This window comes from Serratia sp. BW106 (genome assembly GCF_002607755.1).
Classification (GTDB): domain Bacteria; phylum Pseudomonadota; class Gammaproteobacteria; order Enterobacterales; family Enterobacteriaceae; genus Serratia; species Serratia proteamaculans.
Genome location: NZ_MCGS01000027.1, coordinates 113928 through 124264 on the forward strand (window position 1 = coordinate 113928; position 10337 = coordinate 124264).

The 10337-nt window shown below is 59.9% G+C and carries 11 protein-coding genes; 2 read left to right on the forward strand and 9 right to left on the reverse strand.

Annotation, left to right across the window (positions count from 1 at the left end; all coding sequences use genetic code 11):
- Positions 1-7 precede the first annotated feature (7 nt).
- The 6 genes from phnK to phnF are packed head-to-tail and all read right to left on the reverse strand — an operon-like array spanning position 8 to position 4488.
- On the reverse strand, positions 8-796 hold the full coding sequence (phnK, locus tag BEI65_RS18270) for a phosphonate C-P lyase system protein PhnK (protein WP_099064519.1): 789 nt from the start codon (positions 794-796) through the stop codon (positions 8-10).
- On the reverse strand, positions 796-1656 hold the full coding sequence (locus BEI65_RS18275; RefSeq protein WP_099064520.1) for an alpha-D-ribose 1-methylphosphonate 5-phosphate C-P-lyase PhnJ: 861 nt from the start codon (positions 1654-1656) through the stop codon (positions 796-798). Before BEI65_RS18275 ends, phnK begins: the two co-directional genes overlap by 1 nt.
- Positions 1649-2734: a carbon-phosphorus lyase complex subunit PhnI gene (locus BEI65_RS18280; protein ID WP_099064521.1), complete on the reverse strand. Its 1086-nt coding sequence runs from the start codon at positions 2732-2734 to the stop codon at positions 1649-1651. The genes BEI65_RS18275 and BEI65_RS18280 overlap by 8 nt, the downstream gene beginning before the upstream one ends.
- Positions 2734-3315, reverse strand: a complete 582-nt coding sequence (gene phnH, locus BEI65_RS18285) for a phosphonate C-P lyase system protein PhnH (RefSeq protein ID WP_099064522.1) — start codon at positions 3313-3315, stop codon at positions 2734-2736. Before phnH ends, BEI65_RS18280 begins: the two co-directional genes overlap by 1 nt.
- A 3-nt stretch (positions 3316-3318) precedes the next feature.
- A complete protein-coding gene (phnG, locus tag BEI65_RS18290) occupies positions 3319-3762 on the reverse strand; it encodes a phosphonate C-P lyase system protein PhnG (protein ID WP_099064523.1) in 444 nt (147 codons plus the stop codon).
- Positions 3763-4488: a phosphonate metabolism transcriptional regulator PhnF gene (gene phnF, locus BEI65_RS18295; protein ID WP_026142168.1), complete on the reverse strand. Its 726-nt coding sequence runs from the start codon at positions 4486-4488 to the stop codon at positions 3763-3765.
- Positions 4489-4724: 236 nt separating this feature from the next.
- Between phnF and BEI65_RS18300 the strand changes: the two genes are divergently transcribed.
- Positions 4725-5783 carry a permease gene (locus tag BEI65_RS18300; protein ID WP_099064524.1) on the forward strand — a complete coding sequence of 353 codons (1059 nt, stop codon included), beginning with the start codon at positions 4725-4727 and terminating at the stop codon, positions 5781-5783.
- Between the two features lie 53 nt (positions 5784-5836).
- On the opposite strand, the gene nrdG is transcribed toward BEI65_RS18300, so the two are convergent.
- The 3 genes from nrdG to BEI65_RS18315 form a co-directional block, all read right to left on the reverse strand.
- Positions 5837-6301 (reverse strand): anaerobic ribonucleoside-triphosphate reductase-activating protein, encoded by a 465-nt coding sequence (gene nrdG, locus BEI65_RS18305; protein WP_099064525.1) that lies wholly within the window; start codon positions 6299-6301, stop codon positions 5837-5839.
- A 60-nt stretch (positions 6302-6361) separates the two neighbouring features.
- Complete coding sequence (nrdD, locus tag BEI65_RS18310; protein ID WP_099064526.1) at positions 6362-8500, reverse strand: anaerobic ribonucleoside-triphosphate reductase; 2139 nt, start codon at positions 8498-8500, stop codon at positions 6362-6364.
- Between the two features lie 272 nt (positions 8501-8772).
- Positions 8773-9681, reverse strand: coding sequence for a LysR family transcriptional regulator (locus BEI65_RS18315; RefSeq protein ID WP_099064527.1), 909 nt, complete (start codon positions 9679-9681; stop codon positions 8773-8775).
- A 104-nt stretch (positions 9682-9785) separates the two neighbouring features.
- Between BEI65_RS18315 and BEI65_RS18320 the strand changes: the two genes are divergently transcribed.
- On the forward strand, positions 9786-10310 hold the full coding sequence (locus BEI65_RS18320) for an NAD(P)H-dependent oxidoreductase (protein WP_099064528.1): 525 nt from the start codon (positions 9786-9788) through the stop codon (positions 10308-10310).
- Positions 10311-10337: the final 27 nt, after the last annotated feature.

Genomic DNA, 10337 nt, shown 5'->3' on the forward strand with positions numbered 1-10337 from the left:
CCTTGCGTTACGACAGCACCGAAGAAACCAGCAGTTGGGTATACGGATGGTGTGGATCGTCCAGCACCCGGTCAGTCAGGCCGCTTTCCACCACCTCGCCCTGTTTCATCACCAGCAGCCGGTGTGCCAGCAGGCGCGCCACGCCGAGATCGTGGGTGACAATCACCGCCGCCAGCTGCATCTCTACCACCAGCGTGCGCAGCAGATCGAGCAGCCGCGCCTGTACTGAAACATCCAGCCCGCCGGTGGGCTCGTCCATAAATACCAGCTTGGGATGAGTCACCAGATTGCGGGCGATTTGCAACCGCTGCTGCATGCCGCCGGAGAAGGTGGTCGGCAGATCGTCAAGGCGTGACACCGGGATCTCGACGTCCTCCAGCCACTGCCCGGCCTGTCGGCGGATGTCGCCGTAGTGACGCTGGCCGATAGCCATCAGCCGTTCGCCAATGTTGCCACCGGCAGAAACCTTGGGCCGCAGCCCGTCGAGCGGATGTTGATGCACCACACCCCAGTCGGTGCGCAGCAGGCGGCGGCGATCGCTTTCCGCCATCGCGTACAGGTCATGCTGTTGCCCGGCCTGCGGACGATAAAGGATTTGTCCGTGCTGCGGTGCCAGCCGTGCGGAGATGGATTTCAGCAGCGTGGTCTTGCCGGAGCCGGATTCGCCAACGATGCCCAGCACTTCGCCGGGGTAGATATCGAAAGACACATCGCTAAAGCCTTTGCCCGGCGCGTACAGATGGGTGAGGTTATTCACCGACAGCAGTGGCGTGGTGCTCAGAGGGATAGAAGTCATCAGTGCTGCGCCTCTTGCGAAGGTTGCGCCAGCTGCTGCTGGCAGTAATCGGTGTCGGAACAAACGAACATGCGGCTGCCCTGATCGTCGAGCACCACCTCATCCAGGTAGCTGTGGCGTGAGCCGCACAGGGCGCAGGGTTCGTCCCATTGCTGCACGGTGAAAGGATAATCGTCGAAGTCCAGGCTTTCCACCTTGGTGAATGGCGGCAGGGCGTAGATGCGCTTTTCACGCCCGGCGCCGAACAATTGCAGTGCCGGCATCATGTGCATTTTCGGGTTATCGAATTTCGGGATCGGCGACGGGTCCATCACATAGCGGTCATTGACCTTCACCGGGTAAGCATAGGTGGTTGCGATATGGCCGTAGCGTGCGATGTCCTCATACAGTTTCACCTGCATCACGCCGTACTCTTCCAGCGCGTGCATTTTGCGGGTCTCGGTTTCACGCGGTTCGATAAAGCGCAGCGGCTCCGGGATCGGCACCTGATAAATCAGGATTTGATCTTCGCGCAGCGCAGTTTCCGGGATGCGGTGCCGGGTCTGGATCAGTGTGGCTTCCGGCGTGCGTTCGGTGGTCGCCACCCCGGCGACGCGCTGGAAGAAGCGGCGGATGGAGACCGCGTTGGTGGTGTCATCGGCACCCTGGTCGATCACCTTCAACACGTCGGCGCGGCCAATCACGCTGGCGGTCAACTGAATGCCGCCGGTGCCCCAGCCGTAAGGCATTGGCATCTCACGGCCGCCGAACGGCACCTGATAACCGGGGATCGCCACCGCCTTCAGAATGGCGCGGCGGATCATGCGTTTGGTCTGTTCGTCCAGGTAACCCAGGTTATAGCCGGTTAATACTTCACTCATCGCGGGCCTCCTGACGCTCGCTGAACTCCTGTCGCAGGCGCTTGAGCAATTCCAGCTCAGCCTGAAAATCAACGTAGTGGGGCAATTTGAGGTGGGAAACAAAGCCGGCGGCTTCGACGTTGTCGGCGTGGGCCAGTACGAACTCTTCGTCCTGCGCCGGGCTGGCTATGCCTTCGTCGTAGTCGGGGCTTTGCAGTGCGCGGTCCACCAGCGCCATCGCCATCGCTTTACGTTCGGCGCGGCCAAACACCAGGCCGTAGCCGCGAGTGAAATGCGGTGGCTGGTCGGCCGGGTCGATAAAGCCGTTGACCATTTCACATTCGGTCAGCAGGATCTCGCCGATATCTACCGCGAAACCCAGTTCTTCAGGCACTATCTCCGCCGAAACATAGCCGGTACGGATCTCACCGGCGAACGGGTGGGTGCGGCCGTAACCGCGTTGGGTGGAGTAGCTCAGCGCCAGCAGAAAACCTTCGTCGCCGCGCACCAGCTGTTGCAGGCGTGCCGAGCGTGAACAGGGGTAAACCGGCGGATTGCGGGTGATATCATCCGGCGCAGTGCCGTCGTCCTGCTCCGCCAGTGCCAGTTGCTGCTGACTGAGTAAGTCGAACACGTGGGCGCAGTTTTCCGGCAGCGGTTCGTCGGCCTGCGGCGCACGCGGCGCTTCGCCTTCGGCCAGCAGGGCAAAATCCAGCAGGCGGTGGGTGTAATCGTAGGTTGGCCCCAGCACCTGGCCGCCGGGCAAGTCCTTGTAAACCGCCGAGATACGGCGTTCCAGCCGCATGTTTTCGGTCGCCAGGGGTTCACTGACCGCCAGTCGTGGCAGGGTGGTGCGATAGGCGCGCAGCAGGAAAATAGCCTCGACCAGATCGCCACTCGCCTGCTTGATGGCCAACGCCGCCAGCTCAGGATCGTAGATGCCGCCTTCGGTCATCACCCGATCCACCGCCAGGCCCAGTTGTTGTTCAATCTGTTGGGTGCCGAGCGCCGGTACGCTGTTGTCACCGCGCCGCAGCTGTTCCTGTAACTGATGGGCGGCCTCAATGGCTTTTTCGCCCCCTTTAACGGCAACGTACATCAGCACACCTCCACATGGGTGGTTCGCGGCAACGCCAGCAGGCGCTCACCGCAGGTCAGCAGGAAATCCAGCCCCAGCGGGAAGCGCTGCGGGCGGTTAATCAGGTAGTCCAGCAGCACCGGCGGCAACGAGGGCGAGATCACCCGTTGCTGTTCAATGCCGGGGCCGGTCAGGCGCAGTGCGGTACCCTGGTCCAGGCTGTCGAGCTGTATCACTATCGTGGTGCTGAACTCGGGGGAAATCTCACTGCCGTGCGGCAACGCCTGTAAATCAGCGGCCTGCAATTGCGCATCGAACAGGGCAAAACACACTTCTTCGGGGTTATTGGCCAGCGGCGCACCGCTGTGGAAGCGAATGTTTGTTAGCACTTGCTCACTTTCGAGTGCCAGACAGAGTTGGATCGGGGTTTCCTGATCGGCCAGCGTCAATAACGCAGTGGTACTGGCGGCGTTCAGCGCCCCCCAGGCCGGACTGTCTGGCAGGGTGACGATATGGCCCGGTTCACTTAATGCCTTAAGGATCAAGCGGAAAGCCTGTTGCGATTGTTCAATCGGCTGTGCAAAACCTGTCAGTAGGCTCATCGGTTAATCTCCTCGTACCAGCGTAAAGAAGTCGACCCGGCTGGAGGCGACAGCGCGGGCGCGCAGTTGGCGTTGCTCATGTTGCAAGGCGGCCAGTGGCTCAATCAGCTGTTGTTGCAGTAATTCGGCCAGCTCCGGCAGTTGCAGCAGGGCATCCGCCAGGGCGCAAAGTTCGGCATGCGCCTTGTCACGTCCGGCGATATAGCTGTAGCCGTAGCCGCCGTTTTCGAGCTGTACCACCGCGCGGGTGACGGTCATGTCGCCCAGTACAAAACGACGGCCGGTGGCCCCCATGCGGCCCTGTAACTGCGCCAGGCCAATCTCCGGCGCGCGAATGGTTTGGTAGCGCGGGCTGAGGTTCAGCGCCTGCCAGTGGCTGCGCAACTGGGTCGGCTGGCTGTGCGCCAATACCGACATCCAGCGTTGTCTTGGCTGTAAGGCTTGCATTCAGTGCTCCATGGTCAGTTCAATCATGTCGGCGCGCGCCAGGCTGACGGAGTATTCCGCCACGCTATCACTGCCGGTGCAGACGTTCAGGGTGCGCACGCACAGCAGCGGCGCGTGGGTGGCTATTTCCAGCAACCGGCTCTCTTTGGCCTGTGCGCGGCGTGCGCTAATGCGTGTCTGCTTGCGGGTCAGCGGCTGGTGGATGTTGAGTTCGATAAATTCGTGCAGCGAGCCGCTGTGGAACTGCTGCAGCGCCGGCCACCAGTCCAAATCGGGCAGATAATGGTCGATCAGGCTCATTGGCACGCCGTTGACCCGGCGCAGGGTGCGCAGGTGGATCACCGTTTCACCTTCTTCACGCGACAGTGCGCTGGCGACATGGCCATTGCACGGGCGTAATACTGCTAGTAAGCGCTCACTGGTGGGGTGGCTGCCCTGCTCGAACAGGTTCTGGCTGAACCGGGTATTGGCATGCAAGGGATAGTCATACGGGCGCATCAGCACCAAAATGCCGATGCCGTGCCGACGTTGCAGCCAGCCACGATCCACCAATTGGTCGACCGCGCGGCGCAAGGTATGGCGATTGACCTGATAGCGTTCTGCCAGCTGTTGTTCGGAAGGCAGGTAGTCGCCACAACGGTATTGAGTTCGCAGCTCTTGCTCAAGCTGTGCGGCGATCTGCTGGTAACGGGTAGGGAAACTGGTCGGATGTCTAGATAAGTCCATCATAATAAAAACCTCGGCGTGCCGAATACTCATTAAAATCCAGGGGTTGTCAGCCTTTCTGACAGTGCTGGTGCTTACCCTATGACTTTCAAGCTGGCGTTATCTTGCCGGGCCCAGATGACAATCTCGTTACGCGTCAGTGGCGAACAGATGAACTATTTTGGACAGGCTGATGATGCGCCCGTGGCCGTGGCGCGCTAAGCTGACGTCATTGTTCACTGAACCGAGCCAACCCGATGCCACATCCCCTGACCGCAACTGAACACCGCAGCCGCCCCTGGCCGCTGTGGAAACCGATCCTGTTTCTGCTGGTGCTGGCCGTAGGCCTCTACTACGTCAAATGGCAGCCTTATTACGGCAAGGCTTTTCTGGCGGCGGATACCCACTCGATTGGCAAATCGATACTGGCTAACAGCGACAGCAGCCCGTGGCTGGCGGCCTGGCACTATGCGCTGGTTTATTTCACGGCGGTGTGGAAGGCGGCGGTGCTCGGCGTGGTGTTGGGCTCGCTGGTGCAGGTGCTCATCCCGCGTGATTGGCTGATGCGTACGTTGGGCCACCCGCGGTTCTCCGGCACCCTGTTGGGCGCGGTGATCGCGCTGCCGGGCATGATGTGTACCTGCTGTGCCGCACCGGTCGCCGCCGGGCTGCGCCGTCAGTCGGTGTCCAGCGGGGCGGCGATGGCGTTCTGGTTGAGTAACCCGGTATTGAACCCGGCGACGCTGATTTTTATGGGCTTCGTGCTTGGCTGGCAGTTTGCCGCTATCCGGCTGGTGGCCGGGGTGATTATGGTGTTGGGCATCGCCTGGCTGGTGCAACGTGCCACCGCCAAGGATCCGCAGCCTGCGGTACTGCAAATGCCGGTGATACCACTGGAGAAAACCGAGGCTCAGCCCTTCCTTGGCCGTTGGCTGAAGGCATTGTGGTCGCTGTTTTGGTCCACTATCCCGATCTACATTCTGGCGGTGCTGGCGCTGGGGGTGGCGCGTGTCTGGTTGTTCCCCCATGCCGATGGTGCGATAGACAACAGTTTGCTGTGGATTATTGGGCTGGCGATCGCCGGTTGCCTGTTCGTGATCCCCACGGCGGCGGAAATCCCGATTGTGCAGACCATGATGTTGGCGGGAATGGGCACTGGCCCGGCGTTGGCGCTGTTGATGACCCTGCCGGCGGTCAGCCTGCCTTCGCTGTTGATGCTGAACAAAGCCTTTTCCGCCAAGGCCCTGTGCCTGACCGCCGCGCTGGTGGCACTATGCGGGATCGTCACGGGCGTAGTGGGAATGGGGTTGGTATAGGTGGACGTGGCCATCTCCCTCTCCTGGGGGAGAGGGCCGGGGTGAGGGGATGATCAACGCAGCTTATGCACCAGCTGATTAGCGCTGCCGCGCCAGATCAGCGCCGGGTCTTTTAAATCCTGCACAAACTTACCGTCAATCAGCACATTAATCCGATTCACTACCTGCATTTGCTGTTCATCTAGTTCCGCCAGTCGGTAACCGGTCCACAGCCAGATATCCTTGCCGGGGCATTCGGCACGCACCCGTTTCACCAATTGCAGCACCGCCGAGACATTGGCCGGATGCAGCGGATCGCCGCCGGACAGCGACAGGCCCTGACGCGGAATACGCGTGTCGTTCAGATCGGCAATCAACTGGTCTTCCATCGTCTGACTAAACGGCTGGCCGGAATTGAGCCGCCAGGTGCTTTTGTTGTAGCAACCGGGGCACTGGTGCACGCAGCCGGCAACAAACAGCGTGCAGCGGGTGCCGGGCCCGTTGACCACGTCGATGGGGTAGTACTGGTGGTAATTCATATTTCGCTTTCTGACGGTAGGGGCTCAGCATGCTGAGCCCAGATTCATAACAGCCCGGCGTTAGCCGATCTGCCCGTTCCCCAGGTGTTTCACCCGGCGTTTCACTTCTTCCTGCTTGCCGGCGTTGAACGGCCTGGCGTCCGGACTGCCGAGGTAGCCACACACCCGGCGGGTCACCGACACCTTGGACGGCTCGTGGTTGCCGCATTTCGGGCAGGTGAAACCCTTGCTGGTACAGGAAAATTCGCCGGTAAAGCCGCACTCGTAACACTCATCGATCGGCGTATTGGTGCCGTAATAAGGCACGCGGCTGTAGCTGTAATCCCACACGTCTTCCAGCGCTTTCAGGTTGTGCTGCAGGTTCGGGTATTCGCCGTAACAGATGAAACCGCCGTTGGCCAACGGGGGATAGGGCGCTTCAAAATCCAGCTTGTCGTAAGGATTGACCTTTTTCTCTACGTCGAGGTGGAAGCTGTTGGTGTAATAGCCTTTGTCAGTGACGCCCGGCACCACGCCGAAATCGGCGGTATCCAGCCGACAGAAGCGGTCGCACAGGTTCTCGCTTGGCGTGCTGTACAGGCTGAAGCCGTAACCGGTCTCATCTTTCCAGCTCTCGGTGGCGGCCCGCAGGTGGGCGACAATGGCAACGGCCTTGGCGCGCAGCGTTTCATCGTCGTAAACGTGTTGCTGGTTGCCGAACAGTGCGTTGATGGTCTCATGCAGGCCGATATAGCCCAGAGAGATCGACGCACGGCCATTCTTGAAGATCTCGGCGATATTGTCGTCTGCCTTCAAGCGCACACCACAGGCGCCTTCCATATACAGGATCGGTGCAACCCGAGCCTTGATGCCTTCCAGCCGGGCGATGCGCGTCATCAGCGCCTTCTTCGCCAGCAGCAAACGTTGGTCCAGCAGACGCCAGAAGCGGCTCTCATCCCCCATCGCCTCCAGCGCGATACGCGGCAGGTTCAGACTGATCACGCCGATATTGTTGCGTCCGTCGTGTACCAGTTCGCCATCCTCTTCATAGGTTCCGAGGAAGCTGCGGCAGCCCATTGGGGTTTTGAACGAACCGGTGACTTTCACCACCTGATCGTAATTGAGGATGTCCGGATACATGCGTTTGCTGGCGCATTCCAGCGCTAACTGTTTGATGTCGTAGTTAGGATCGCCGTACTGGTGATTGAGACCGTCGCGGATGGCGAACACCAGTTTGGGGAATACCGCCGTCTTGCGGTTCTTGCCCAGCCCGGCGATGCGATTTTTCAGGATCGAACGTTGGATCAAGCGAGATTCCCAGCAGGTGCCCAGGCCGAAACCGAAGGTGACGAACGGCGTCTGACCGTTGGCGGTGTGCAGGGTGTTGACCTCATATTCCAGCGACTGGAAGGCGTCGTAACACTCTTTTTCGGTGCGCGCCATGGCATAGCTCTGTGCGTCCGGGATCTGCCACTGTTCGGCGACCTGCTGATGCTTGTTGAAGCTTTCGCTGACGAACGGCGCCAGGATCTCATCGATCCGGTTAATGGTGGTGCCGCCATAAATATGGCTGGCGACCTGCGCGATGATCTGTGCGGTGACCGCAGTGGCGGTGGAGATCGACTTCGGGGGTTCGATCTCGGCGTTACCCATCTTGAAGCCGTTGGTCAGCATGCCTTTCAGATCGATCAGCATGCAGTTGAACATGGGGAAGAAAGGCGAGTAATCGAGATCGTGGTAGTGGATCTCGCCGCGCTCGTGGGCCAGCACCACGTCACGCGGCAGGATGTGTTGCTTGGCATAATGTTTGGCAACGATCCCGGCCAGCAGATCGCGCTGGGTGGGGATCACCTTGCTGTCCTTATTGGCGTTCTCGTTCAGCAGCGCCATGTTGCTTTGCTCCACCAGGCCGCGGATCTCCTGGTTCAGCCGGCCGCGCAGCTCACGTGCGACGTCGCGATCGTGGCGATATTCAATATAGGCGCGCGCCAGCTGTTTGTATTCGCCGGCCATCAGCTGATTTTCTACCGCCTGCTGGATTTCATGGATATCAACGCGCTGCTGCTGAGACATCCGCTGAGCGACTACGCGGGCGACGGTTGCGCAGTAGTCGGCATCGACAATACCGGCGGCCAGCGCGGCGCGCTCGATAGCTTGCCCAATACGTGCCTCGTCAAAAGGTACCTGACAACCGTCCCGTTTAATCACTACTGGTTTCACGTTGTTACTCCTTGTTCCCCGAGGGAGCGCTGATGCCCGGCAGACTGAACGCTGTTGGGTATCGGTATGATTTCGGCTTATCCACAGGGCAATGCCGCAGCGCACAAGGGCTGAGGCGACGTGTGGATAGTTTTGTTGATAACTACTACATATAGGTGTCGGTGTTTATTAACGCACTATATATAGATATTAGCGGGGTTTTTTTGACATAGGACAAGGAAATGGAAAGAGCGGGCGCTAGCTGTACAACCGATTATTTTTGGCCAGAAAACTCAGGACGGGCGCTGACGAAAATGCTCGAGCAGGAACTCAACCCAGACGCGTACCCGTGGCGGCAGGTCGGCGGAGGCATAGTACAACCACAGCTGGGTCGGCTGCGGCCAGCTGTCCGCCAGCACGGGCTGTAGCGTGCCTTGTGCAAAATGAGGTTCCGCATACCAGCGCGCCAGACAGACGATCCCCAGCCCGGCTAACGCCGCATCCAACAGCATCTCTGGTCGGCTGGCGACCAGGCGACCCTGCAGCTCCAGCGTTTTGGCTTCGCCATGTTGTTGCAATGGCCATTTTACGCTGCGGCCGGTGGCCGGGTTACGGTGCAGCAGACAGTTATGCTGCAACAGATCTTGCGGATCCTGCGGCATGCCGTGTTGCGCCAGATAGCCGGGCGAGGCTGCCAGCACCATCTGCATCGGGTACAGCGGCCGCGCCACCAACCGGCTATCGGGATCGACCCGGCTACCAATCCCGACATCAAAACCTTCCCCCACCAGATTGACCACCCGCGCATCCAGTGAAAGATCGAGGTCGATCTGCGGGTAACGCTCGAGGAACTGCGGGATCAACGGCATCAGCATCTGGCGACCGAAGCCCGGGATCATGCTGACGCGCACTGTGCCGGACGGCGCCTGCTGCGCGCTGCCGGCGGTTTCCAGCGTGGCGGACAGTGCCTGCCACAAGGGGGCCACTTGCTGCAACAGCGCCTTGCCTTCGTCGGTCAGCACCACGTTGTGGGTGTTGCGTTGGAACAGCCGCAGCGCCAGCTTTTCTTCCAGCACGCGGATATTTTTGCTGATGGCCGCCGGCGTGACACCCAGTTGGCGTGCGGCAGCGGAAAAGTTCTGTGCCTGGGCGGCGGCAAGGAAGGCTGGCAGCAGGCGATGCACGTCAAAGGGCAGCGACATAATGGTTGATACTTTCAGTTGAAATTGAAGTGACAGCCAACAGCCTACACCCGGCGCGCAGGAAATGGAAAAATGCGATATCAAATTTTAATCAAGGATCTCCTATGTCGCGCATTTTAGTGTTAACCGCCCACCGTTTTCCCGATGACTCACGTATCAACAAAGCCTTGATCGACGCGCTACGTCCTTTGCCGAATGTGACGGTTCACGAACTGATGCGCGCTTATCCGGACTATCAAATTGACGTGGCGCGTGAGCAGGAGTTGCTGCAGGGTCATGAGGCGGTGGTGATGCTGTTCCCGTTCTACTGGTACAGTTCCCCGGCGATCCTCAGCGAATGGCAGGACGCGGTATTAACCCACGGTTTCGCTTACGGCAGCGAAGGCACCCAACTGCAGGGGAAACCTTTGCAACTGGTGGTCACTACCGGCGGCAATCAACAGGCCTATACGCCAGAAGGCTATAACCGCTATCCGGTGACAGATCTGCTGCGCCCGTTCCATGCGATGGCCAACCTGACCGGCATGGATTACCTGCCGCCGCATCTGGTGCAGGGGGTGTTTGATATGAGCGATGAACGCCTGGCGCAAGAGGCTGCCGGCGTGGTGGAACTGCTGAAAAAACTGTAGGGCGCGGCAATGAACTGAACCCCAAAT

Bases quoted from the DNA above. Each gene is read 5' to 3' on its own strand.
- BEI65_RS18320 (WP_099064528.1), top strand. From the start codon at position 9,786: ATGTCGCGCATTTTAGTGTTAACCGCCCACCGTTTTCCCGATGACTCA.
- BEI65_RS18315 (WP_099064527.1), bottom strand. From the start codon at position 9,681: ATGTCGCTGCCCTTTGACGTGCATCGCCTGCTGCCAGCCTTCCTTGCC.
- BEI65_RS18280 (WP_099064521.1), bottom strand. From the start codon at position 2,734: ATGTACGTTGCCGTTAAAGGGGGCGAAAAAGCCATTGAGGCCGCCCAT.
- phnF (WP_026142168.1), bottom strand. From the start codon at position 4,488: ATGGACTTATCTAGACATCCGACCAGTTTCCCTACCCGTTACCAGCAG.
- BEI65_RS18275 (WP_099064520.1), bottom strand. From the start codon at position 1,656: ATGAGTGAAGTATTAACCGGCTATAACCTGGGTTACCTGGACGAACAG.
- phnH (WP_099064522.1), bottom strand. From the start codon at position 3,315: ATGAGCCTACTGACAGGTTTTGCACAGCCGATTGAACAATCGCAACAG.
- BEI65_RS18300 (WP_099064524.1), top strand. From the start codon at position 4,725: ATGCCACATCCCCTGACCGCAACTGAACACCGCAGCCGCCCCTGGCCG.
- phnK (WP_099064519.1), bottom strand. From the start codon at position 796: ATGACTTCTATCCCTCTGAGCACCACGCCACTGCTGTCGGTGAATAAC.
- nrdG (WP_099064525.1), bottom strand. From the start codon at position 6,301: ATGAATTACCACCAGTACTACCCCATCGACGTGGTCAACGGGCCCGGC.
- phnG (WP_099064523.1), bottom strand. From the start codon at position 3,762: ATGCAAGCCTTACAGCCAAGACAACGCTGGATGTCGGTATTGGCGCAC.